The sequence below is a fragment of the Mesorhizobium sp. DxT genome, assembly GCF_058448885.1.
Map to the genome: position 1 here is coordinate 427,099 of NZ_JBZFLJ010000001.1, position 24,081 is coordinate 451,179.

Annotated in this window: 18 protein-coding genes; 4 read left to right on the forward strand and 14 right to left on the reverse strand. The window is 59.6% G+C overall.

What is annotated here, in order from left to right; translation table 11 throughout:
* Positions 1-108: 108 nt before the first annotated feature.
* Positions 109-1,383 carry a hypothetical protein gene (locus ACVJNE_RS02075; protein ID WP_499562523.1) on the forward strand — a complete coding sequence of 425 codons (1,275 nt, stop codon included), beginning with the start codon at positions 109-111 and terminating at the stop codon, positions 1,381-1,383.
* 313 nt (positions 1,384-1,696) lie between these two features.
* On the opposite strand, the gene ACVJNE_RS02080 is transcribed toward ACVJNE_RS02075, so the two are convergent.
* On the reverse strand, positions 1,697-2,119 hold the full coding sequence (locus tag ACVJNE_RS02080; RefSeq protein ID WP_499562525.1) for a hypothetical protein: 423 nt from the start codon (positions 2,117-2,119) through the stop codon (positions 1,697-1,699).
* Positions 2,120-2,304: 185 nt separating this feature from the next.
* Complete coding sequence (locus ACVJNE_RS02085) at positions 2,305-4,374, reverse strand: ParB/RepB/Spo0J family partition protein (protein WP_499562527.1); 2,070 nt, start codon at positions 4,372-4,374, stop codon at positions 2,305-2,307.
* Between the two features lie 541 nt (positions 4,375-4,915).
* Here ACVJNE_RS02085 and ACVJNE_RS02090 point away from each other — a divergent pair.
* Both ACVJNE_RS02090 and ACVJNE_RS02095 read left to right on the forward strand, forming a co-directional pair.
* Entirely contained in the window at positions 4,916-5,527 is a 612-nt protein-coding gene (locus ACVJNE_RS02090; RefSeq protein ID WP_499562529.1) for a hypothetical protein, read from the forward strand.
* 62 nt (positions 5,528-5,589) lie between these two features.
* Positions 5,590-6,243: a hypothetical protein gene (locus ACVJNE_RS02095; protein ID WP_499562531.1), complete on the forward strand. Its 654-nt coding sequence runs from the start codon at positions 5,590-5,592 to the stop codon at positions 6,241-6,243.
* 82 nt (positions 6,244-6,325) lie between these two features.
* Here ACVJNE_RS02095 and ACVJNE_RS02100 read toward each other — a convergent pair whose 3' ends face one another.
* The 12 genes from ACVJNE_RS02100 to ACVJNE_RS02155 all read right to left on the reverse strand — a co-directional run bounded on the left by ACVJNE_RS02100 (position 6,326) and on the right by ACVJNE_RS02155 (position 23,482).
* Positions 6,326-7,210, reverse strand: a complete 885-nt coding sequence (locus ACVJNE_RS02100; protein WP_499562532.1) for a HEPN domain-containing protein — start codon at positions 7,208-7,210, stop codon at positions 6,326-6,328.
* Between the two features lie 105 nt (positions 7,211-7,315).
* On the reverse strand, positions 7,316-9,199 hold the full coding sequence (locus ACVJNE_RS02105; protein ID WP_499562534.1) for a UvrD-helicase domain-containing protein: 1,884 nt from the start codon (positions 9,197-9,199) through the stop codon (positions 7,316-7,318).
* 2 nt (positions 9,200-9,201) lie between these two features.
* Entirely contained in the window at positions 9,202-11,169 is a 1,968-nt protein-coding gene (locus ACVJNE_RS02110) for an ATP-dependent nuclease (protein WP_499562536.1), read from the reverse strand.
* Between the two features lie 154 nt (positions 11,170-11,323).
* Positions 11,324-11,977, reverse strand: a complete 654-nt coding sequence (locus ACVJNE_RS02115; RefSeq protein WP_499562538.1) for a hypothetical protein — start codon at positions 11,975-11,977, stop codon at positions 11,324-11,326.
* Positions 11,977-15,075, reverse strand: a complete 3,099-nt coding sequence (locus ACVJNE_RS02120) for an HsdM family class I SAM-dependent methyltransferase (RefSeq protein ID WP_499562539.1) — start codon at positions 15,073-15,075, stop codon at positions 11,977-11,979. Before ACVJNE_RS02120 ends, ACVJNE_RS02115 begins: the two co-directional genes overlap by 1 nt.
* Positions 15,072-15,548, reverse strand: a complete 477-nt coding sequence (locus ACVJNE_RS02125) for a hypothetical protein (protein ID WP_499562541.1) — start codon at positions 15,546-15,548, stop codon at positions 15,072-15,074. The genes ACVJNE_RS02120 and ACVJNE_RS02125 overlap by 4 nt, the downstream gene beginning before the upstream one ends.
* A 283-nt stretch (positions 15,549-15,831) precedes the next feature.
* Positions 15,832-16,851, reverse strand: coding sequence for a hypothetical protein (locus ACVJNE_RS02130; protein ID WP_499562543.1), 1,020 nt, complete (start codon positions 16,849-16,851; stop codon positions 15,832-15,834).
* The gene (locus tag ACVJNE_RS02135; RefSeq protein ID WP_499562545.1) at positions 16,848-17,660 is read right to left on the reverse strand and encodes a hypothetical protein; all 813 of its coding nucleotides are present in this window, start codon (positions 17,658-17,660) and stop codon (positions 16,848-16,850) included. Before ACVJNE_RS02135 ends, ACVJNE_RS02130 begins: the two co-directional genes overlap by 4 nt.
* Positions 17,661-17,939: 279 nt before the next feature.
* Positions 17,940-19,928 carry an endonuclease NucS domain-containing protein gene (locus ACVJNE_RS02140; protein ID WP_499562547.1) on the reverse strand — a complete coding sequence of 663 codons (1,989 nt, stop codon included), beginning with the start codon at positions 19,926-19,928 and terminating at the stop codon, positions 17,940-17,942.
* A 232-nt stretch (positions 19,929-20,160) separates the two neighbouring features.
* Positions 20,161-21,720, reverse strand: coding sequence for a Fic family protein (locus ACVJNE_RS02145; protein WP_499562549.1), 1,560 nt, complete (start codon positions 21,718-21,720; stop codon positions 20,161-20,163).
* A gap of 620 nt (positions 21,721-22,340) precedes the next feature.
* Entirely contained in the window at positions 22,341-22,781 is a 441-nt protein-coding gene (locus tag ACVJNE_RS02150; RefSeq protein WP_499562551.1) for a hypothetical protein, read from the reverse strand.
* Positions 22,778-23,482, reverse strand: a complete 705-nt coding sequence (locus ACVJNE_RS02155; protein ID WP_499562553.1) for a TetR/AcrR family transcriptional regulator — start codon at positions 23,480-23,482, stop codon at positions 22,778-22,780. The genes ACVJNE_RS02150 and ACVJNE_RS02155 overlap by 4 nt, the downstream gene beginning before the upstream one ends.
* 153 nt (positions 23,483-23,635) lie before the next feature.
* Here ACVJNE_RS02155 and ACVJNE_RS02160 point away from each other — a divergent pair, with 153 nt between their 5' ends.
* The gene (locus tag ACVJNE_RS02160; protein WP_499562554.1) at positions 23,636-23,971 is read left to right on the forward strand and encodes a DUF4440 domain-containing protein; all 336 of its coding nucleotides are present in this window, start codon (positions 23,636-23,638) and stop codon (positions 23,969-23,971) included.
* Positions 23,972-24,081: the final 110 nt, after the last annotated feature.

Consider the following 24,081-nt stretch of genomic DNA (forward strand, 5'->3'; position numbering starts at 1 on the left):
GCCTGAAGCGTAGATTTGGTCTAGTTGGGAGAGGAGCTGTCATTCACTGCTCGATAGTGCCAACTGCAGCTTCTAGCTACAAAGTCGCCACTCCTATAGCATCCCCCCATGTCCAGCGATCACCTATTAAATGCAATTACTTCTTCATTCATTGCGAGCGCGGAACGTGTCGGTTTCAACGGCGTCGTCGGTTCGACGCTATCCCGCATTGAGGAAGAGCCCGAGCGCCTTCGCAATGTTCTCGCCGGGCTGATAACGGACGGAAGCATCACCGCCGTTTTCGCCCGCACATCTGTGAACATGCACATCAAGCGTTTTCCGGATTTGCCGATCGCGAGGCAACTTGAACTTCTTCGCTCCGAAGACCTTGCTGCTTTCAGCCTGTACCCGACCGAGGCCGAAGTGCGACGGCGGGTCGATCTCTCGGCATGGCATGACCGTCCTTTCTCCAAAGCCTTGTTGCTGGCCGAGCCGCAACTCGCATTCCGCGCCTTTGATATGGGCGCTTTGGAGCGATATGTCTCCGACCCGCGCTATACAGTTCATTTCGCCGACTACATGGGTCGGATGTCCATCACCGACGATTTCTTCACAAGCGAACAACATCCCGAACGCGACAAGGTTTCGCTGCAGACCTTTGGCCTTGGGTTTGACGCCCAGCGTACCCCCTACACTATTGTCTATCTGCGCTACCTCGCAGGCTTATCCGTCGAGCATCAGCAATATTGGAACAGCTACCTGGCTTCCGGCGATGTGCGCATGAGCGAACCCTATTATCGTTCCAGCATTGAGGGCGAATTCTGGAAGAACCGTTCCGTTCGCTACGCCATCACCGAGGAGATGCGCCTCATCCGCACGCTTTCCGAAGCCATTTGGGGGCAAAGCCTCTTCCGTACATCCACCGAGGGCGACATACCGATTGGACTCACGTCATTCCTGCGGCCAACGGCCGAGAACTTCAACCGCTTCGTTATGGCGCTCGACAAGCTCCTTTCCGAAAGCATCGATGCGTCGTTCTTCGCCGGTAAATGTCCTTTGGAAACCGAAGAGACGCGCTCTGATGGCAAGACCGTGGTCGCACGGAAAGGCACCCTCGCTCTGCTTGAAGAATGGTTGCTCCAAGAGATCGTCTGGGATGATCCCAATGCTTTCCGCGAGATCGTGATTGAGCCCCTACGCCAGGTTCGGCGATTGCGTCAAACCCCCGCTCACACGTTCACGACCGATGACTTCTCGACAGAGTACTACGACAAACGCAATCGGCTCCTATGGGCTGTTTTCAACAGCCTGTCCAATATCCGCGCGACTTTCGCCAAACACCTGCTGGCCGGGCATATCGAGATACCCAACTGGCTCGACAATGATCGAATTGACGTGTTCTAGTGCCAAGAGGATAGCTCACGCGAAGATAAACGTCCGCAAAGGGCTCTAAGCGGTCATCCTGGAAGCGATGCGCGAACGACCGCAACGGGGTCGAGGCTGTGTGAAAACTCGGTTTTCCCAAGTGTCGCTAGAACGCTATTCCAAAGGCGTGTCTCACAGGCTGAAATCCAGCAGGTTTCACGGCAAATTGCTGAGCGTGAATGTGTCAGAAGGGGCTGAAGGTGCCAGGCTCTTGCCTTTGGAGGAATCATTTTCTAACGGGCGGTTTTCTCGCCGAGTTTTCCCACAGCCTCGGGTCGAATGCCGACGCTCCCTATGATCGAACGGATTGCGTAGTGGCCGGCGCCGCCAACCGCAGCAACGCTGAGACGCCGACAAACCCTCCGCCGATGATGCAGAAGATTTGCCTCCAGATTTCCGACGGAACGGCTTCGCGCGTAACACCGTGAACGAGCGCGTAACCGGCGACGGCGGCTGGCGCGGCGAAGATCAGCGCCACGATCAGGCGCAGGATCGGCGAGCGCAGCGTGTCGAATAGGAGCGCCAGAACCCCAAACGCCACGCCAGCGGCGAGAAGGCCGACCAGCCCCGCGCCGATGAGGCCGGAGCCGGTTTGATAGGCGAACTGAGCGGCGGTCAATCCGAGCATGAAGGGCAGAGCATAAACGGCGAGCGAATAGGCCAGGACGCTGAGCATTGCGACCAAGACCACGCTCATCAACATCACGGCGACCATGATCCCGCTCCTTTCGTGTCGCTGACGGTCTCTCGCCCGGTCATGAATCTTGCCAAGACTTGCGCATTCTGTCGACCGATGTGATTTCCTTTTGCGGTCGAGGCTATCCGGCCGCGCGTCATCCGCGCGGCAGGTATTTTTTCTCGGTGGAAGGCCGGGAACGCTGCGCGATCCCGGCTATCCGATCACTCGGCGGCAACGGCGAAGTCGTCGGCGTTCTCTATTTCGTCGGGTTCCCGCACGTCCGCGCGCTCTTCCGCCAGCCACGCAGGTTCGGTCGTCCGCATGAGCGCGGGGAGCCAGCCGGTTTCGGCCAGAAGCTGTTCGGCGGCTGCCGCCATGGGTTGCTTCTTCATGTCCGCGATGCGGTCTGCGGCCTCGTCGCTCACGGCTTCCTGCACGGCGGCGAGGATTTGCGCCTTGGTCACGCGCCCGAGATAGGTCCGTACCGTGGGCACCCAATGCGCCGTCATGTCGAGGGCAAGCGCCGTCGCCAGCCTGTCCGCAGTCTCATAGGCGCGCGGCTTGCGTTCCCAAGGTTGCTTCACGGCATTGACAGTCAGCGAGACACAATGCGCGAACAGCGCCATGAGGCTGGCATGGTCCAGACCGGCGATGAAGCCCCACAGGTCGGCCATGTCGCACGGCATGTCCGCCGCCCATCCGGCATGGCGATCCTCCAACGCCTTCGCTGCCGCCGTGTCCTCGATGCCGTCCGCGTGGCTGGCGAGATAGCTGCTCGTCGGGCGGATCTCGAGGCAATGGGCGTCCCCGCCGCCGCGATAGAAGATTTGCGCTGCCAGCGTATGGGTGGCGGCGATCAAGGCCATGTCCGGCTGCTCGCCAAGGGCAAGACGCAGGCCAAGCGTCCGGTGAGCGGTCAGGTCGCGGACGAGGCTATCGGAAAGCGGCTTGCCGTCGTCCTCCGCGTCCTCGGCCTCGAGCGCGGAAACGTGGTTCCCGTCCTCGTCATGCTCGCCGTCCTCGATGACTTCGCCGTCGCCATTGACGCGCACGCCGTCGATGACGGTTCCGCCGTACCCTGCCTGCTCCGGGGCCTCGTCCTCCGGGCGGATGAAGCCGCGCTCGATGCGGGCTTCCCCATCATGGGACAACACCACAAACACGCCGCCGCACGCAACGGCGTCAGGATCGTAGGCATGACGCAGGGCGTCGATGCGCTCGATCTCGGCTTCAAGCTCCGCGAACCGCGCATCCACTTCGGGCGGCAGGTCCACGTCAGCATCCTCCCACTCTGCCGACAGGCGCTCAAGTTCCTCCTGCGCGGCGTCGTAGGCGGTGGCGTCTTCCTCTGAAAGCTCTACCGGGTGCGGATAGGCGCGGCGTATGCCGTGGGCGTGGGGATAGTCGATGAGGACTTGCACCCACTTCCACCCCTCGGTCTCCTGAACCCCGGCGGCGATCTTTTCCAGCTTTTCGAGCGCAAGCCGGTCGAGCAACGCGGCATCCTCATAGAAGCCGCCGCGATCCTCGGTGAACAGGTCGCGGATGATGTTACCGCCTGCCTCCGTGTAGGCTTCCGCTCCGACGAAGACCGCGCGCCGATCCGCCGCCGCCACGTTGCTCGCGGTTAGGTCGCGGCGGATGATCCACGGCTCGCGGTTATAGGACAGGCTTTCGTAAACCTGTTCCTGCCGCGCGTGGTCCTCGGTGATCGCGAAGGCCATCAACTGATCCAAGGTTAGATCGCCGTCCCGATAGACCTGCATCAGCTTGGGGCTGACAGCGCCGAGGCGCATCCGCTGGCGCACCACATGCGGGGTCACGCCGAAGCGCGCCGCGATTTCCTCCGCGCCCCATCCGCGATTTTCCGCAAGCTCGCGGAAGCGTTCATATTCATCGGCGGGGTGAAGGTTCTCGCGGTTGACGTTCTCGTCCAGGCTGATTTCGGCGGGATCGTTCACAGTGTCGATGACGCAGCGGATCGGCTCGGTCTTCTTGATCTGCTTGCGCTTCACACGCAGCAACTGCGCCAGCCTGCGGCCTTCCCCGATAGCGACAAGATAGAAGCCGGTCGGCTCGCCGTTGGCGTCAAGCTCCGGCTCCACCACAAGGTTTTGCAGGATGCCTTTGGCATGGATGCTCGCTGCCTTCGCCTCGATAGACGCTTCGCTGTGCGGGGTCTTCCGGGCGTTCTGCGGGTGCTTCTTGAGCTTATTGAGCGGGATGAAAACCGCCTCGCCGTTCACGGCGGCGGCGGTCGCAGGGGTCGCTTTGGTTGCACTGGTCGTCATGGTCGTTCTCCTAATGGGCTTGGGTTGAAGCGCAGCGCTGCGCTGCAACCCTGCCCGTCGGCGAGACCGGGGTAGCAAGGTGCAAGGGAGCCGGGGCGGAGGGGGATCACCCGGCCTGCACAAGCGGATTTCCGTGGTTGCGAAAGTGCTGAAAGCCGCATCCGCGCGGAAGGTCGGGGATACCGTCCCGGCTCCCTTGTGCCGCGCGAGGGCGGAGCCCTTAGCGAGACCAGTCCGGCATGAGCAATGCGGGAGCCTGAATAGAGGCTGGATCAAGGGGCAAAGCCTTCGATGTCGATACCCGTGAACCCCGGTCGCTCTATGTCTTGGAGTGTTGCGGGGGCACCCTGGCCGAGACGCAAAGGCCGGGCGCAGGGGAAGGTGTTCCCCTCCTGGCGGTCCCAAGATTTCGGGTGTTCTGCGCAAAGAAAGTCTGCGGACGAATGGGGTTTCAATCTGTTACGAATAGCGTGAGCCATTTCGCGATGGAGAACAATTACTCTCGGCCCATCAGCTACTCTAACGGCCAGGAAGGATTGCCATGGACTTCGAGGATCTTGTTACGGCGTTGTCGCCACCGCCAAACCGGATCGGAAAATCCGACGGTGAGCACGAACACCATCTCTACGAAGGCGCGGTCATGGTCGCCTATGCCATGCACCTGTTGCGGACGCAGGATACCCAACACGTCCGTGTTCACCCCGACGGAGAGCACGGCAAGCAATTCGATTTCGCCGCCTGGCTGCTTCGACGCGACTTCATCAAGATCTCCAGCGTCGGCACTACTAGCTATGGCGGCACGTACCGGAACGCTGCGGGCCAGGAGATCACCGTCAATCCAAAGTCGGGGCTGGGTGATGTGGTCGCAGAGGTTGGCAACCACGTTATCTCTGCCGAATGCAAAGGCGGGATCGTCAACACGAGGCATTCGGGCCAGGTGTCTCGGCTCTACAAGGGTCTTTGCGAGACGGTCGGCATGTTGATGGCGACGCCGTCGCAAGGACGGCAAGTGGCCGTCGTCCCTTTCACGGAAGGCACCTTGCGTCTGGCCGAACGATTGGCCCCGCGTTGCGCCTTGGCCGGCATCGAGATCGCCTTGGTAGGGGCGCGGGGCGAAGTCAGGGACGTGCGGCCTGAGACGGCTGCGGGTTGAGATTGTAGGGCAAAGTCGCCGATCGACACGACAGAACGAACTGAGGGTAACAGGGGCGAAAATTGCAAATCAAGGATCAGTTGCCGCGCATCTTCCAAGCCAACCTTGCGCGACTGTTTGAGCGGGTGATCCAACCTGCAATGGTGGCGCTGTCGATCCATTCGTCGCTCGAAAGCGGCGAGGCGGCGACGATGGATCAATTTCTCGATCGTGCCGCGGCCCAGGTCGACAACTACACCGCCAATGAGGCGGCGAAGGCGTTCACGCTGACCCTTGCTGCCATCTTCGAGCGTCAATTGAGTATTTGGGCACGTGCTGTCCATCTCGATAAGGCGACGGACATGCCCAAGTTGCGCGGTTTCCAAGATTTTCTGACGCTCTGCGCCGAGCATGCTGGGATAGACGTAGGGCGGGGCGAGTTGGGAGCCGATCTGACCGAGATGTTCATGGTCGCCAACGTCGTACGTCATGGCGAAGGTCCGTCGTGCGAAAAGCTGAAGACGATCGCACCGGCGCTGTGGGACGATGCCGCCGACGACTATCACGATCTCTTGGCGGGGCCGCCGATTCCGAGCGAACACCTCAGAATCCGGATGGGCGACCTCGTGCGCTACATCCGGGCAACAACGAATTTCTGGGGCCTGGCTGATCCCTTGCCGATGGCGGTGATCGATCCGCCATATCGGGTCATGCCAAAGGGCGGGGAAATTACATGACGGACGCCGACGAATTTGACGATGAGCGGTACGATCAGCCCCGCTTCCGCGATATCGCTGAGATCGGCACGGGTGTGCCATGCTAGATGACGAATGACTGGCGTGGACCAGGCCATTCGTCGGTTTCCATCTGGAGCGCGAGATCAGCGCTGGCCATGCGTCGCAAACTTGATGCGGCGATAAACTGCACTCCCAAAGCGAGCTTTACCGCCTGCAGTCGCTTCAACCCGGCCGGCTTGTATCGGCTTTCGACGTAAGGCGGCAGTGCGTCAACGATGGCTTGAACGCGCTGGTCATCGCGGTGCGGGCGCCCGTCCGCCATGCGGCGGGCAAGTGACGACAGATTATGACCATCCTTGCCCTTTCTGAAGGAGTCCGGGTCGGCACCGTCCCGGACAAGGGCCGCCTTCATCGAAAGTTCAGCTACCATGCAAATCGGCTGAATCACCGAGTCATGGCTGAATGTCGTCGGGAGGGTATTCGCTACATCCTCGAGATTGGACCGCGCCATGCGCCAAAGTGTGGTCGCCGCTGGGTTCTCTTGTTCGACTTCGTTCAAGCCATTGGTAAAATCGTGGAGGTCGGCGACCGCGAGTGCGACTTCCCCCGCGATTGCCTGATCCTGTCTGCACCAGGTCCACCACTCCGCGATGCTGGAGAAACCCGCTATCTGCCAAGGCTGAAGCGTCACGTGGCCAAACACCACCGGGAAGGTCAGCTTGCGGACTTGATCGACGGACGCGGCGAAACCGAGGCCGGCGCCTGGCCAACTCGAATCGACCTCGGGCACCATGGCGGCGTAGGCGTCCATGATCCGTTTTACTTCGGGGTTACCGCCGACGCCGATTACGAAGTTAGAGCCTAGAAGCTCCATCGCGGCACGGAATGGCCGCTGATGGACGTGGATGCCTTCCTCTGCATATTTCAGGTCGAGCCGACGGAGATCATCTAACGTCCATGGATTCATATTCGATTTGTCTTCCCTGCTTGTTTTTTTCAGGTTCCTATGTGCGTTGAAAACCTCGTTCCGGGACAATATGAACGCGCACTCTTTGGCCTGATCTCCAACCACTCATATCGCGATCTCGGGCACACCGGCATCAGTGAGGAGCTGATAGAGTTCAGCCACATTGTTTCGCTCCCCGCGTTGTTGGCAAAATGCGAAAATGGCGCGCTGCTTTGCCCGCGAGAGCGCGACGAAAAACGCGGCAACGCCTTCGGGGTCCCCGGGGGTGTGGGCCCACCAAGCCCGGTCGTCGAGGCCAACGAAGATGATGGTGTCGTATTCGAGTCCTTTGCTCTTATGGACGGTCATCATCGGAATCTGATTGACCCCCTCGAACGCATCTAGGCAGGCCGTCCAGTTCGGGGCGCCATCGGCGGAAGCGAAGAAGTGGATGCAAAAAGCTTCAAGGATGATCTGAAGCAGGTCGCCAACGCCATATTCGGCATAGGTTCGGGTGATCGCCCCGAGATCCAGATATTCGAAAACCCGTCTGGCGAAATCGACAGCGCTTTGTCGTGACGGGGCGGTGGCCGCCATGTCGGTGCGTAAGGCAGTGAGAAATGCGCTGAGTTCCGCCTCGACCTTGGCCGCGCGCGCATCATCGTCTTGCCCGGTAGCGCGCAGCGCCAAAACAGAAGACGAGACTAGCTGCCATGCGGTCGGCGCGCGGCGTGACGCGCCCAGGCGGAAGATCGCGATCGCGAGCCGGCTTAAGTCATCGGAAAGCAAATCCTGAAGCGAGGTTTTGCCGAGAGTATGGCTCTCGTTACGGATCCGCAGACCGTGAGCGGCGAAGGCTCCAGCGAGTTCGTGCTCATAATCATCGGATTTCTGCTTCACGAGTAGTGCGTAGTCACGCGGCGCTCGGCCGCGGGTGGCCATGTCGTTGGCGATCCATTGCGCCAGGTGGGTGGCTTCCGCCGCCTTGGTCTGGCTGGACCAGACCTGAGCTACGTCGCCATCGACTTGGCGCGCGGTCTGAGCGACCGTTGGGACGGTGTTCTGATCCAGAGCGCGCGCGACGACGTGCTGGATAGCAACCAAATCGGGCGAGGAACGGAAGTTGAAGAGGAGCGGGAAGCGGGCTCCCCCGAAATCGGCCTGCAGCCGCTGAAATGCGTCCTGGCGCGCGCCAGCGAAGACCATGATCCGCTGTTTGTCGTCACCGACGCCGGTGATGACGGTCTGTCCGCCAAAGAAGGCCGACAGCAGGAAGTCGTATTGCGCGTAGGTCGTGTCCTGGAATTCATCGACGAAAACGAAGGGATAGGTGGCGACAAGCGCCCGACGAATGTGGGGATTGGCCCGGAGCAGCAGCTCTGCGAGCCGGTTTATGCCGACGAAGGTAGGTGCAGAGGGCTGGCCTGGTCGTAGTTGTGTTGCCCACCAGCGGGCGATGGCGAACTCGGCGGCGTTCTGGGGCGCGATAGGTCCCATGGGCAGGCGATAGCTGCCAACGATCCTGGGTTCAAAGTCGCTCGCGCTGTAGCTGGCGATTTCCGCCTGCCATTCCGGCGGCGCACTAAGCCGGGCAAGCGTGAGAAAGCCTTCTATCGCCTTGCGCTTTGGGAAGGCGATTTCGTAGGGCCGAGTCTGACGCCAGTCGGCGGGGATGGCGTTAAGAAAGCGATCGACCAGGCTCTTGGTGAAGGCGTCGAAGGTGACCGACATGAACCGGTTGGCGAACTCTGGCGGGCACCGCTGGCGAACGCGCGAGGCGAGATTATTGGCTGCATCTGTTTTGAACGAAATCGCCAGCACGCGGTGCGGCGCTCGGCAGAGGCCCGTTTCAAGCAGGTAGTCGGCGCGTTGGGCCAGAAACTCGGTCTTGCCGGCGCCGGGGCCTGCGACCACACACGCTGAGCCGGCGTGGCGCAGTGCATTCCACGCCGCTGGTTCGAGATCGTCAATGCCGCTGGGGCGCCAGTCCTCTGGCCGAATAAGGGCCACGGTTAGGCTCCCGCAGGAGGCGGTGGGGTAAGGCGAGCGACAATCGAGGTCAGGAGTGCGCGCAGCTCTTCGGGAGCGGTGGCTGCGAGGGCAGCCGAGTCTTGTGCACTCAATACCCGAACGTGGGTGCTGGGCTTGCCGCGCCCCAGAAAGAGATACCGATACCAGCGCATCAAAACGTCCTGGTCGGCAGCGTACAGGTGAGGGAGACCGTCGTCGCCGAGAACCGCCGTGCGCGGCTCCCCTGCAGGCGAGGGCCCCTGGCGGCCAGGTTCCACGATCTGATAGGCGAGCGGCAGGGCCTTCAGCATCGAATAGTCGAGGTCGAGGGGCGTGCAGAAGAAGATGTTGAACTGGCGCAGCCAATTCAGCCAGTTTGCAATATTCGCTGTGTCCTCGATCGGCAGAGCATCGAAAGCCGCCAGATTGGCGGCTGGCCCTTGGGGGTTAAGGTGCTCTCCGAAGATGGCCTGTGGCGTGACGTTGTTTGCGAGCAGTTGCGTGCAAGCCGTCTTGATGCGCCCCCACCCACCCCCAGAGCGGCCCCAGTCGAGATCCAGCAGGGTGGCGTAGGGGATGTCGAGATCGGTCAGCAGTCGCCAGAGGTGGTTCACATGCCGACCGCCCAGCGGAACGACCGCGACAAAGGATCGATCGATGTCGAGCCCCATTGCTTCGGCGAGCCGGGGAAGAACGACCTCCTCGGAAGCACCTTCCCCCAGCACGACGAAGCGCGCGAAATAGAGTTCGGGAAAGGTCCGCACGGCCTCGCGAATGAATTTAGACGCCTCTTCTTCGCCGTTCGGAAGGCTGATCGGGCGGATGCGGGCTGTTCGATCAAGTGGATCAAGGCGGAAATGCCGGACCTGCGTTGGGTCGACCCTGGCGAGGATGCTTGGAGAATGGCTGGAGATAACGGCCTGCGCCTGCGGCGACTTCGTCAGGTCCTGTATCTGCCGGACAATGCGGGAGAGATAGAAGGGTGCGAGGTTGTTCTCGGGCTCTTCGATCGCGATGAGCGTGAGCGCCGGTAACGGTACGCCGCCAGCCTGGAAACCGGCCCCAGCAGGATCGGCGACGATCCCGGCTTCAACGTCCAGTGTCGCCGCAGTCATCGCCAAATGGAAGAGCGACCTCTGGCCGTCGCTCAGGTCATCGAGGGCGCGCTCCCGGCCGGCCTCGTCGGGGCGGAAGACCACCTCTACCTTCCGGATGAAATGCTCAAAACGCAGATCGAGCGGGCGGAAGACCGGCGTCGTGTCTGTCCCGGCTGTGTAGACTTCCTGCCACCGCCGCGTCACCGCTGCGGCAATCACGTCGACCGCCGGCTCCCCGGCGAAAGCGCCGTTTAATTCAGAGCCGGCGTTTGTGAACGTGTCGCGGACTCCCTGCGACCAGTTGATGGCGCGCCACAACCTGCCGCGCAGAAAGGCCGTCACCTGGGATGCGCCGTCCCGCGTCGCCGGCACGTAGATCATTTGGATCCGCGCCCGGTCGGCCACTTTCAATTCAGTACAATCAGCGTCGGTGAACGCCCCGAAGGTCCGAACCGCCCAGTATTTCTGCTCAATCGCACCATCAAGCGAACCGTCATCGGTCCAAGTCGCTTCGAGACGCAGGCGGCATTTCAGCTTCCCCGCCTCGTCGGCAGCCATCTGGTGGAAGAACTCCGGAATTGCCGCGCCGCCGGCGCCGTCGACGTCCAGTTCCGGAAAGGCAATGATTGCCTCTAGGACGAAGTTTCGCTGGAGCGGCGCGACAAGCTCGGTGGAAGGGACATGGAAATCCTGGCGCCGTAAGCGTCTCTGATCGCCGGTCACGCCGAAGAGGCGCTGCAGGGCTTGCATCAAGGCAGTCTTCCCCGCGCCATTGACGCCGACAAACGTGGTGAAGTCGGGGGTGAGGTCCACGCTTGTCGCTGCAGGTCCGAAGCAGCGGAAATTTGTCAGACTGAGCCGCTCAATAAACATGTTTCCGGCCTCCCCTTATCGTCGGCTTGTTGCGTCAAGTTTCACTTGATCGGTATCCACGCCCTTCCACGATTTTGCCACTTATACTTCATGAATCGATACAAGGCGTGCTTAAGTCTTAAGAGCGTGAGAAAAGTCACGCGCGCCGCTTTTCTCAGTCGGTCGGCGCGGCGACTGACGGCTTGGAAAATAGCGCGTGGCGAAGTTCGATCTGTGATCCGGTCGGGCGGGTGTGCCTTGTGCGGAAGCGTTCGATCTTCTCGATTGCGGCAAGGGGTGTAGGTCCCTCAGCGAGCGCGAGCGGAACATGGTCGCCGATGGCGTCGGCAATCCGCGAACGAGCGAAGGGCATGTCGCCGTCGAGCACGTAACCGAGCATGCACCCCACAGGCAGCCGCTCGGCATATTGCTCGGTGAGAAAACGCATCATGCCCTGAGTGACATATACAGTGGCCAGGGAACTGCGGCTTCCGCCGTTGATCACGTTTAGCCGCTTGCACTCATAGGCCAGGTATCGCTCCCGCTCCCAGTCGAAGAGCACGGCGATGTCGATGATACCCTTGCTGTATTTCGACCCGTCCGCAGCAAGACCAAACGGCTCGAACTGATATTCGACCCAGTGGCACAGCCGACGCACCACGACGTCCTTGGCCAGGTGATCGACGAGGTTGATGGTGATGTCATCTTCGCCGGGCTGTTCGGGGAGAACTGCCATACAGGCCGGCCACGCCGCCGCAATTCTCTCCAGGAAGCGATCATCAAACGAAACGAAGTTGTCGACCCATCCCTGCACGTCGCCGATCAGCATCAGTTCGCGCCCCGCTGACGCGGCAGGGCAGCGGCTTGCTGGAGGTCGAGCGCTATTCCATCGGCATCGGCGAGCGCGGTGGAGCGTAGCCAGAAGCGCATTTGCATAGGCTTGATGAGGTAAAGGTACTCGCCGACGAAAACGCGCAAGTCCGGCATGAGCTGGAAGTTGCCGTCGAGGGGCCTGTGGATGTGGGCTGCTAGCTGCTCGAGTACGTCGCTGAGCTCGCCGGTCGCATCCTCGGCGTAGTCTTCATGGCCGCCCAGGTGCAGACGAAGAATCGCCAAGTCAGCACCGCGAGCGACGAGGTGCGCATCGATCTTTTTGCCTTTGAACCAGTCTGCGAGGCTGGCCGCCAGTGTGTGGGCGTATTGCGCCCGCTGCTGCTCGTCAGGCGCGCCCCAGAGTTTGGGGGAGTGGCCCTCATGGGGCTGAAGCGCGGGGAGGATCGCCTCAACGGTATCGTCGATCAGCGCGATTTCATCGGGCGACAGGCAAAAATACTGGTACGCTAGCCGATCGATCCTGCGAAGAATCTCGCCCTCGTCGATCTGCATCGGGAAGGGTTCCTTGGAGCGTGCGCGCGCGTCATCGATTATGGCGATCATCTCAAGAGCGGCCCGAGCGGCCGTGCCTTGATCGGGAACATCGGTGGGTGACGGAAACGGCAAACGCAACAGGTCGGCCTGTTGTACTTTCGGTCGGTCGGAACCAAAAAAAGCTGTGCCATGGAATGCGTACCAGACCGCAATGCGACTATTGAGTATCGCGGTGAGGACCTTCGCGCGGTCGCTTTGGCCATCCGGCACCACAATCGCCTGGAAGATATGCTGGAAGGTTAGCGGCTCGTCGCAGTAGGCAGCCCGGAGACGGTTCTGCGAGGTCTCCACGCCTTGCGGGACAAGGATGCGCGTGCCATCGAACCCGGCTTCAAACCCGCGGCGGCGGACTATCGATGAGGCGGCGGGCAGCAAGCTATCTGCAGCCTGAGCTAGGCGTGAATAGGCTGCGATCGGCAGGTCCGATAGCCGGCCGACATAGTCGCTAGCGAGCGGAGGCGCATCGCTTTCGCTATCCTCGTTGAAGGGCTGATACCCTTGCCCGATCACCCATCGATCGCCCGGCTCTTCGCGGCGACGGCTCAGGCTGCCGTAATCGCTGACGAAGGCTCCTAGTTTGGGTAGCCTCGCGAGGTAGCCGAAGAGCTTGGCGTCTGGCTCACGCATCCAAAGGCGCTGCTTGAAGATGAGCGGATTATCCAGGACCGCACCCACCCCCAGTGCGGCCTTATCGGCGCTGCTCAGCGTGATGACACGCTTGATACGCAGATTAAGGTCGGCCTTTGGCGCCCAGTAATCGAAGCGATACGGGAAGCTATCTGGGTTCGGGTTGCCGTAGATGATCAGAGCAGCAGGGCGATGGGCCTTCTCGAAAAGCTGAAATCGGAGATCCGCGAAGTTGATGATGCGGCGGACCTGAGATTTCCGGAAGAACGCGTCGCGGGCTTCAACCGTGTTTTGGGCGTGGTTGTGCAAAAATCCCATCGCCGGCAACAGGAACGCGATCAGTCCGCCGTCGGCTAGATGCGATAGTGCTTTCCAGCTGAATGCCCATGCGTCCTCGCCACCGGGCATCGGATATCCTGCCTTCTTACTCCACTGCACGGACGAACGTGCCGGACCGCGCCGACTGGTCCATGGCGGATTGCCGATGATGACCTCGTACCGGGCGCTGTCCGGCGACACTTCGAAAAAGTCGCGGCAGACCAGTGTCTTGCCCCAGAGCTCCGGGAGGAGTTTTCCGCGGGTGATGAGTTTACGGATGTCGCGTGGCGACACCTCCTCAAGGAGGGCGACGTAAAGGGAGAATACGGCGACCCGAACGGCGCCGCCATTCAGATCCCAGCCATGGATCTGGCTCAGCATGGACAGCAGCGTCTTCCAGGAAATCGTTTGCGTCTTGTGCTTGGCGCGCCAGTGTTCGCAGAGCCGCTGGAAGGAGCGAACGAGGAAAACGCCTGAACCGCAGGCGGGGTCGAGGAAGTTTCCGGTCGTCCGTGTCGCATCCGGCAACATTTCCCAAGCTTGGGAAACGACGGTGTCCGCAAGGAACATGGGCGTGTAGTAGGCGCCGCTGGCGCGGCGTTCGGCCTCGCGTTCACCCAAAAAGCGATCGTAGACGGCGCTTACGAGCTCGATTGGGATATAGCGGAAGTCATAGCCCCAGAACCGCTGCTGGCCTGAATGAGCCATTTCTTCGTGGCCTGACCGGAACCTTGCCAGGATCGTCAGATGGGCGGGTGTGACTTCGGGTGCCTCTCCCATGGGCTCGAATGAGCACGGCGCCACAAACAGATCGCCGTTGAAATCCGCATGGAGCGTTCTGAAGAAGGACCGGAAGAGATCGACGTCGCCCATTTCAAGCAGCGCCGAGAAACTCTCGGCCCTCTTGTCGGAGACGGCCGCAAAATAGGCAGGCGTTACGATCTCCCGGTCTTCGAGGTAGGCGATAAACATCGCCTGTATAAGCAGGGCTTGCGCGGCATCAGGGGCGAGCGCGGCCTTCTGTAGGAGGTCGTGGGACGCATTCAGATTGTCGAGGAGAACCTGATCGATGCGTTCTTTTGGCGGGAAATACTCGCCGTAGTCCTTCCAGAGACGTCCGGATTCCGCGCCGTAGATGAGATTCTGAAATCTCAGGGCTTCGGTCGTCAGGCTGAGACTATCGATAAGGCAGCGAGCCTCAAAGGCGTCGCCTGGATCGCTAAGCGGAGTGCGAGCGAGCGAAAACGCTCTGAGCGTATCTTCGGCAATGACCAGCAACAGGCTTGCGAGGCCCTGATTCCACAGCGCGCCGTGAAGGTCGATTATTGCGGCACGATCATACTGATCGGTTTCCAGGATCGCGACGGTTGGGATCCCCTGGACGCAGAAGATCGCTGATACGCCCATTTCTGTTAGGGCGGCTCGGATGGCCGACGCATGCGGCACGTCGCTGACGGCCTTGGCTGACTCGTAGAGTTCAGGCGAGCGTCGATGTGTAAGCCCCAAGCGGTCTTTCCACTCCGGTGCCAATGTGGATGCCAGGGTGGCGGTCATGCTCGTTTACCGCGCCGTTCCGGCTGCATGGCCACGGAGGTGGGGGGGAACTGCAGATGACCCTGCACTTGATCGACTTCCGTCGCCGTGAGCGCCGAGCGCAGACCCGCTATGATGGGCGCGCACGGCACGCAGAGAGTGGATGCGTCCAGTGAACGACGGTGGACGACGCTTGCGTCGACCAAGCGGAGGTTGTCGGCTTCAATCAAGGCGACGCAGTTTTCAAGCGAGAGCCAGGACCTTCCTCGGCACTCCTCGAAGAGTTGATCGAAACGGTTGCCCATCGTTCCCACGCGTATGCCAAAATCTCTGACCAACTCAGCCACGATCGCCATCGAAACGACATCACCGGGCGTGAAGCTCGGCGCATGACCTTTGTGCGCAGCCAACGCCGGGATCGCATCCCGCCAAGTTCGAAAAGCATCCACGGAAATGGAAAGCAGTTCACGAATCTGGCTCTGAGTGTAACGCATACAGCCAGATTAGCTGGGAGCGGCCCCTATATCAATACGGGGTAAGCCCCGTGTATGTATTTGATTTGTTCTATTTGACTGACTCCGGTAGGTGGCGCTTGGACGATCCCTGATCGGCATTGCTAGTAGGGTCCGGCTTGATTATCGGCGCACACTGGCGTGTATGGCGTCCCGCGGGATCGCGAGCAGATCGATTACGCTACGCTTCAGCGCTGGAAATTTTTCCGCAGATATGATCGCAGATTTGATCATTGAGTATGTGTTGGGGCAGTCTGCCGGGTTATCATCGGGAAGCCATCATCCATCGGTGGATAGTCTTTTTGATATACGAGCATCGCCAGCCGACGGCGCGCTCGATGCGCTTTCCAACCTCTTCGTTCGGGTCAACGATCGTGACTTGGGCACGCCCCGTCGGCGCGCCCCTTGTTCCATCCTCGTGCGGTTCGCCATGCTCTTGATTATAGAACCCGCAACGCAGGGCGAAGCGTGCGTGGAAGTCGGCATCAGCCAGTGAATAGCCGAGAAACCGCACTTCCGAGGCCGTGCTGAGAACGGAAACGGCTTCGCGCCATAGTGATTGAAACACCGACCCGCCAAACTCCTTGTTAAAGACGGGCGGCACAATCAGCGGCATATAGCTGCGCCGGCTTGAAGTTGGTGCTCTATAGGGTTTGAAGGCGTAAATCGCGTCCGCGCCCGTGCCGTGAAGTTTGAATTTCTTCTCGTCTTTGAGATATTTTCCAGTCGCATGCTCGTACCAATTGAGTGAACCGTGCGGCTTGATGAGCCGCACGCCGCGTCGTCGCCTTCGGCTCAGTCCGTAGCACGCTTGGTCAATATCTTCGCCGAACAGAAGTTCATCGAGCACGAGATCCCAGTTGAATGAAATGATCTGGGCATTTTCCTCCAGCATTTGATCCGTCAACTTCGAGAACCATCGCGGATTCTTGCCCAGCGCCTCGCGCTGTATGTGGTGAAACCACGCTGCGATTTCCAAGAGGAAGCTTCGGCGGCGTTCGATGAGTTCATCACTGGTAAAACCGCCGCTTGCTGCCCGCGTCGAGCTGAAAAGCTGCTCGTTCGCCTGCATTTCCGAAAGCAGTATTTCGACATTCACGAACGTCTCATCCAGGGCGGGATTGAAGTCGGGGTGATGGAACCGGATAATTCTGGCCAGGTCGTCCGCTGTGTCGGCTTCAACCAGCCTCGACCAGATTTCTCGAAGCAGCGAACTGATGGTTGGAAATCCCAGCCCTGCCGATAGGCCGGCGCCCACCACGTAGATGATACGGTGTCCTGTCACGCGCCCTCCGAATTCTGAGCCCTGCCTAGCCGTGTTTTGATGTGGACTGGATTCAGCCGGGGCGGCGGATCGACCCCGTAGGCATCTCGAATGACCCCCAGCACGATGGCTATGTTGGTTCCGAACATCTCCTTGCTATCCGGCTGGTCTGTCGAGATGCCGACAAGCAGCGGAACGGGGTTTCCTGTTATCGCAGCATCGTTCATGGCGATGCCGAACATTGCGCCGCCGCTGATGCCGTGAGGGTCCGGTGGTCTAACAATCGCGCGTGTTTTTGCGTCGACTGCCCGTTTGGAGCTGAATTTTACGTGCACACGCTCGGTCGTTGCCTCGATAAGTGTTCCGCCGAAGCTATACGCTTGCCCGTTGATTTTATTCTTTTGGTAAATTTTCCGGTTTTTCGTTTCGGGAAATCCGACAAGCGCGACAAAGCGGCTTTCCTGAGTTAGCGTCCGGGTCGCGATCGAACTCTCTTCGAGCGGGGCAAAACTGGATAATTGGTCAATCTGATCCTGATTTAGCTGTGCCACAGCCACATCATGCTTTTCCACCGTTTGGAATTCGCTCTCGAACGGTACGAGGACATTTTGGTTGGAGATATAGAGCGTCGAATTCCGGTTTCCGTCGATGACGTGCTTGGCCGTACACAGGAAAACGGAGCCGCCCAGCCAGATTAACACAGCACTCCCGAGCAACTCGGCCTCGGATCGGTCATTTACATCAAAGATAGGCATGACACAGCCTTTGAGAAGATCAACCGCTTGCTGGAATTCTTCCGATAAAATTTCGCCGGCCGGTCTGATCGTCAAAGCGTTCCCCTTATCCCCCACGGCCCGTCGTCTTCAGCACCTGGCGCACAAATGCAAACATACGCGCTTGTCTCGGAATGCCGTATGCGAAAGCTATTGCCGATGGTGGTCAATGTCTTGGCTTCCTAGCCCAGCATTTCGCGGAATTTACTTCCAGGCGCTGCCACGCGATCGAACGGCACCGCACTCCTGGCCCGTTGCACTTTGACTAGAACCAGGCTGTAGCCATAAGCCCCATACATCGCGCTTCAAGCCAGCAAGAGGAAAAAATCGTAGCGCTCATCCCGCGATGTGCCGCCAGCCTTTGGCGCTAGCCTCATAGATCTGGCCGCGCCCGGTGCCGATGCCGCGCCCCTCTTGCAGAAAGCACAGTGCACAGACATTTGCGCCAACGCCGCCCTGGAAGATGGCATCGATCATGAAGCGCATCGGCGCAAACGGCTGACCGCAGATATCACAATCGGTGATGTCGCCGTCCCAATACATTTCATCTGTAGGGGAGGCTTCGCTCTCGAGCATCTTCACCAGCTGCCGCTCGGCGATATTATGGTCGCTGTTGACGAAAGTCTGGATCGTCTTGGCGAAGCCCTGGTCGGTGGTCATGAAGATCTCGACGAGCTTGCCGACCTCCTCTTGGTGCTCTTGGATCATGAGATTCATCGAACGGATAGCGCCTCTGACCGGGGCGATCGATGACCCTTGGACGCGGACCCGTTCGGGGCCGGACTCGCCCTCGCGGAACACCCCGTAGCGCAGGCCCAGATCGGTCATGATGTCGCGGTTCATCGACCTGTTCTCGCCGAAGTGGCAGGCGATGAAATAGCCGAAGCTGTCACCCGAGAAATGCTCGGTGACTACTTTGTCGAAGTCCGGCGGCGAGCCATCCCATTCGGGGAGACCAATGAAGCGCTCGACTGTGCCATTGTGTTCAATGTCGAGTCTGAAGGTCGGGACATAGCCGGGGAAACCAAACGCGGAGGCGGCGATAGCGCGCAGAATATCCTCCGGGCTATAGGCGATGAGCTCAATCCGCACAGGCCCGCCCTTGCGCTCGGCATATCGAATGAGCTGCGTAACGGCGCCGAGCCACGCATCATTGAAGAAGAAGATATTCTCGACTTTCTGAAGCAGCGCCGCCATCTGCGGTGGAGAATCCGTGCGCGCCGAGAAACGCAGGCGGAAGTCGGATTCACCACCTTCACCGCGGATTTCATCGATGATGGTCTGGTCCTCAAGCCACGGGTCGACGAAGCGACCGAAGCGATGAACGAGGATATCCTCCTGCGCGCCGTTCTCAAACCAGATGCCGCCCTTCTCAGGATGGGCGATCTCGGCCGTGTCGGCGCCGATCTCGTGATAGGGCACCCCGCCATGGAGATGCCACACTGCATCCGATGCCTCGGCCACCCGGTCTTCAAGTTCGGTTAGATCGGCAATGTTCTCACGAAACTCATCGAGTTGGTCTTCGGTGAAGCTGGCTTCGATCAGCGCCATGTAATCTTCGAAACGCAGTTCGCGTTGTGCGAAGTAGAGGAAAGAGCGCCGGCCTAGGATCGGTTTGGTCGCGCGGCTCTGGATGAGCACGAAGTCAGTGAGGCCGAAACGCTGCACCCGCCGCGCAATCATCGCTACCGCCTTGGCAGCAGTCGCTTCGTCCGGGAACCCCCAGAGAAAGTGCCGAACCCCGATCTTACGCTCGCTTGTGAGCGCGGCTGGCGCCACCGGGTCGATCGCAACCGGCGTGCCGTCCACATCAAGCATGATCGCTCCGGCGGTCACCTCGAACGGCGCCGCGGCAGCAAATTCGGCATAGGGCGTGGCGAGTTCGTGCCACTCTACAGACAGCAGGATCAGGCGGACATCGGTGGATTTGACCAGGAACTTCTCGCGCAGAAGCGGCACATATTTGTAGAGTTCCTGGATCGCCTCGCGCGCCGCCGCGTCGGTCCGTTTAATCTCGATGATCACGAGCTTGTCCGCCGCGTCGCGCGCAAAGATGTCGAGAAAACCCGAAGCACCCTGCTGGTTAGGCAGGTGAAATTCGGTGTCGACTAAAGTCAAACCCTGCTCGATCAGATCCAGATTGGCGGCGATACGATCGCGAATATTGGCTTCCGTGATCTTTGCTTTGGTCGCTCTGGCTTTCCGTCCCACGATCTGGTCTCTGGCTCTGAGTTGGATTAATGCCCTCTTGTCCGGCTCCGAAGGCGGTGCCGAGCACTGGGCATCATCGCGTCCATCTTCGAGAGCTGCAAGCGTAACAGTCAAAAGTTCACTGTCCTCTGAGAGCATTCTGGATGATTTCGCGACGTTCTTTCAGAGGGCTATAGCGTAGACGAAGTTATCATCATCACCCGGTGTGGCGCACCGAGAGGGATTCGAACTCCGCGCTGGCGCGTGCCTGTATCTTTCGCCAAGCCATCCGTCCGCCATACCATCTCGTGGCCGATCTCTATCTGCTCGACCGAAGCGCGATCCCGAACAACACGCTGGCTGAAGCTTAGGGTTCTGTACCGTAGCTGTTATCGAAATCTTGGAAGGCATCCGCAACAATTGCCTCAACCTGCTGAACCTCATCGTCGCGCAGCTTCTCAAACTCGCCGGTGCGGCGGCGTTTGCTGAGTGAGCCGCCGTTCTGGCGGATGTGCATGATGAGATCCTGTGCCATGCGGTCGGGCATTTCGACCAGATTCATGATGGCGGTCAGCGCCTGATCGCGGCACTTGAGGTAGTCGATCTCGCGCGGCAGATCGATCTCGACGGTTCGTTGCACGCAGCTATAGAGGAACTCGGCCTCCTCGGTGCAGTCGAAATAGCGATAGAGGTCCGCCGTGTCGTTGGTGACCTCGACATTATGATTGGGCAAGGCCCGCCAGTCGATGAACTCCATCAAGGAACCGGAATGCCGCTTTAGGGTCGTGGCATAGTCGTCGATGCGATCCAGCATGACGGCCGAGACAGGAAACACCATGCCTGGCGGGGTATATTTGCGCTCGGCAAGCACGTGGTGGATGAGACAGCGGTGCAGGCGCCCATTACCGTCGGCCAGCGGATGCACGTAGACGAACCCGAACGCGATTGCCGCGGCCTGCAGGACCGGATCGACGTCTGCCGTCCGCAGCCTGTTGTTGCATTCACTGACGCCGGTCATGAGGTCGGGAACATCCTGAGGACGGGCTCCGATGAACTCAGGCAGCGGATCATGGTTGTGGTCCCGCTCGCCCAGAAACACGCCCTCGCTGCGGTATCCGATCTCGGTGAATCGGTCGTCGCCGATCAGGATGCGATGCAGGCGGTAGATCTCGGTTTGGTTGAGCGGACGTTTGCCGGCTTCGAGAACGGCGCGTCCCCAGCGCTCGAGGCGATTGGCAGGCGCGCGTTCCCCTTCGATCTCGAAGCTCGCACGGCTGTCGGCGAGGAGGAGAAAGCTCGCGGCCCGGGAAACGATGTGAGCGCCCGTTCGCCCTATCGTATCCTGCGCCTTCCTGGAAAGATCGAGGGCCAGAAATGCTTCAAGCTTTTCGGTGCGCCTGATGATCGGGCAGAAAGCGCCTGTGCCGAGCAGATTGTTGCGCACCCGATGGCGCAGAGACAATGACGACGGACCGGTAAAATATGTTTCCGGATCGAGTGCGTCGACGGCGGTGACTGTGGGGGCGTCGTCGATGCCGAGACGCTTGCCGCTCAGGGTCTCGTAAAAGAACCACACGCGCCGCGTCACTGCGCCGGTCGGGGTTCGCTTGATGAAATCTATGATGGCCTGCTCCGGCAGCGCATCGAGGATGCGTTTGAGAACCAGAAGATCGATCGGCTCATGGCGCAGGGCGAAGCCGAGATGCCCATCCAGGGTATCGTCTGGCTGATACCGCTTGTCATAGACCTCCCAGATGCCCTCCCCCCGGCGATTGCCGCGCACATGCCGTTCGGAAATACAGGCAGGGTTACTCACAGGCGCCTTCACGTCGAGCGCGTGGACGAGAGCGGCCCACCCTGCGAGCCGTGTGCCCTTTGGAACGGGTTCGTTCTGAAAATGGGCAGGATTCCCGATGTCGAGTTCCATGTCGGCTTTCTCTCATGGATGTCGAAAGGCGGTCACACGTCGCACTTCTGTCGAAAGAAACTTACTGGGTAGGGGTTGAAAATCAATCACCAATGTCGAAAATCGCTCATAACGAGGCATTAGAGACGATAGAAAGACGACGCATATATGCTTGCCATTGACCAGAAAGGAGCCAAAACGCCGTCAAAGAGTTCTCGCGCGAGAAACTAGTTGCGCTGGTTTGGGAGAAACCGACGCAGGAGATGGCAAAGGAACTGGCGTTTCGGATGTCGCAATCGCCAAGCTGTGCGCCCGCCTTCAGGTCCCCAAACCGCCACGAGGCTACTGGGCCAGGATTCAATCCGGGCAGACGCCGAAACGTCCACCACTCGTGGCGTTCTCGGAAGATCTATCCTGTTCCCGGGAAAGTACTTGCACGTCGGCCAATCCAAGAACTGATCATCTCGTCAGGGGCACAGCAGTGGGGAAAGCCAGCACTCTCAAGTCGATCGTTGAGTGCGGGCCCACCGTCGCTTGAATGCGAACGTTGATTTAGGACGCATAGGGACTTCAATTGCGTTCGAAACGCTCACTTGCCGACCCGAGGACCGCGAGGCGACGGTTACCGGCGTCCTTCGATGTCAAAGATGAGTCAGTAGCATCCAGAGGGCCGAAATGAGCAGGATCGATATAATGAGAATCTCCCTCCAGGCCAGTTGCGGCGCATCCTGAATGGCGAAGGACATCAATTTGATCGGCGGCACAGGTGGTTTCGGCGCCCGGTCTTCGGGCAGCACCCTGACAAAGCGATGGAAGAAGACTTGAATCAGTAACATGCCGACGACCAAGCCGGCAGTGAAGTTGAGGTACTCCAGCCCCGACACTAAGAGTAACGCGACAACAGCAATGATGATGACGAGAATGACGTTATCATAGATTTTGATGACGCGCTCGTCGTTCTCGTAGTACGCGCCGATGCGCCCGATCCTTGTCTCGTATGGCACCAAAAACCCGGCTCCAAACTTAACGAGCCCTTGCACACAGAACAACGCGAGCACGATTTTGAGGATGAGCTCGATCATTTCGAATCCTTTCCATCATTCGATGAGCCAAACCAGGCCGAGAGCAAATGCGGTTCGACCAAGACGAAAGTCTGCGGGTCGATACCGATTATACGAGCAATCCCCTCTTGGCAGGCGCTCGACAGTCGCTTGGCCTGGTCCAATGCTTGCGGGTCGTGCGAAACGATCAGGCTTGCCATTGCAGCGTTGAGGTCCTGGATGATCGAGACGACAAGCCAACCCTCCTGTTCGGGGTAAGACGAGACGAATACGCCTTCGCGGGCGCCTTGTTCGATAATCCTTGCGAAAAGAGGTGCGATCCGCCGCGCAATGGCGTGGCGCTGTTTCTCCCGCAACAGGGCATTCTCGTCCGCTACCCAGACACTCAGGAGGTTTTCCAGCAGATCGCGACGCGCAGACTTCCATGCAGCAAGTGTGGCGAAGAAGCGCGGCAACTTCTCGACGGCCGCGAGATCCCCGTCATCGCTGATCGGGGCAAGATTCTCGGCTATTGCCTGCGATGTCTGGTCGACCAGTGCTTCGAGCAAATCCTGCTTCGAGTCGAAATAATGATAGAAGGCACCTTTCGACACGCCTGTCGCATTCAGGATGTCCTGAATGCTCAACCGATCGTAGCCCACTGTTCGCAGCAGGTGCTCCGCACAATCCAGAAACATTTGCCGACGGGCGGCATGCTTTGTCTCATCAACTGTTTTGGGCATTTTTTCTACATAAACCGACCGTCGGTATGTTATAAGGTGAATATGCGCGTGTCAACATTCGGCGATCGCGAGCGGCCCCCGCGGCTTTGAGCAGAGCGGAACCATCGCCGCTGTGTTGCATATTTTCTGAAGCCCAGAACTGCGGAGCAGAACATGACTGACCTTTGGAGTATGGAACAACGTTTATGGACCGACGGCGTCGCGGCATTTGCAGAACTCATGGCTAAGGATTGCGTCATGGTCTTTGGCCCAATGGGCATTATGAGGAGGGGTGATGTCGTTGAAAGCTTAAGACAGGCGCCTCGCTGGTCGACTGTCAGCATGTCGTCAAGGTTCGAAAAGACCTATGGTCAGGCAACAGTTGTCCTCGCCTATCAAGCCCGCGCGCAGAAGGAAGACGGCGACACTTATGAAGCTTTCTGCACCTCGACCTACATTGATGAAAATGGGCGCTGGCGAATAGCGCAACATCAGCAGACGCCAGTCTGAAGGCTCCGGCGTGTCTGCTAACACGATCAATCCGCGTTGGCCGCGTGCGAGCTGTCGGCCAAACAGTGTCTTGCTTGGCTTTTGGCCAGAACCAGATAGGCAGAAAGCAG

Excerpts from the sequence above, each read along its gene's own strand:
- ACVJNE_RS02100 (WP_499562532.1), bottom strand. The coding sequence starts at position 7,210 with ATGAATCCATGGACGTTAGATGATCTCCGTCGGCTCGACCTGAAATAT.
- ACVJNE_RS02150 (WP_499562551.1), bottom strand. The coding sequence starts at position 22,781 with ATGATCGAGCTCATCCTCAAAATCGTGCTCGCGTTGTTCTGTGTGCAA.
- ACVJNE_RS02075 (WP_499562523.1), top strand. The coding sequence starts at position 109 with ATGTCCAGCGATCACCTATTAAATGCAATTACTTCTTCATTCATTGCG.
- ACVJNE_RS02155 (WP_499562553.1), bottom strand. The coding sequence starts at position 23,482 with ATGCCCAAAACAGTTGATGAGACAAAGCATGCCGCCCGTCGGCAAATG.
- ACVJNE_RS02110 (WP_499562536.1), bottom strand. The coding sequence starts at position 11,169 with ATGTTTATTGAGCGGCTCAGTCTGACAAATTTCCGCTGCTTCGGACCT.
- ACVJNE_RS02160 (WP_499562554.1), top strand. The coding sequence starts at position 23,636 with ATGACTGACCTTTGGAGTATGGAACAACGTTTATGGACCGACGGCGTC.
- ACVJNE_RS02145 (WP_499562549.1), bottom strand. The coding sequence starts at position 21,720 with ATGGAACTCGACATCGGGAATCCTGCCCATTTTCAGAACGAACCCGTT.
- ACVJNE_RS02115 (WP_499562538.1), bottom strand. The coding sequence starts at position 11,977 with ATGCTGATCGGCGACGTGCAGGGATGGGTCGACAACTTCGTTTCGTTT.
- ACVJNE_RS02085 (WP_499562527.1), bottom strand. The coding sequence starts at position 4,374 with ATGACGACCAGTGCAACCAAAGCGACCCCTGCGACCGCCGCCGCCGTG.
- ACVJNE_RS02125 (WP_499562541.1), bottom strand. The coding sequence starts at position 15,548 with ATGCGTTACACTCAGAGCCAGATTCGTGAACTGCTTTCCATTTCCGTG.
- ACVJNE_RS02080 (WP_499562525.1), bottom strand. The coding sequence starts at position 2,119 with ATGGTCGCCGTGATGTTGATGAGCGTGGTCTTGGTCGCAATGCTCAGC.
- ACVJNE_RS02090 (WP_499562529.1), top strand. The coding sequence starts at position 4,916 with ATGGACTTCGAGGATCTTGTTACGGCGTTGTCGCCACCGCCAAACCGG.
- ACVJNE_RS02120 (WP_499562539.1), bottom strand. The coding sequence starts at position 15,075 with ATGACCGCCACCCTGGCATCCACATTGGCACCGGAGTGGAAAGACCGC.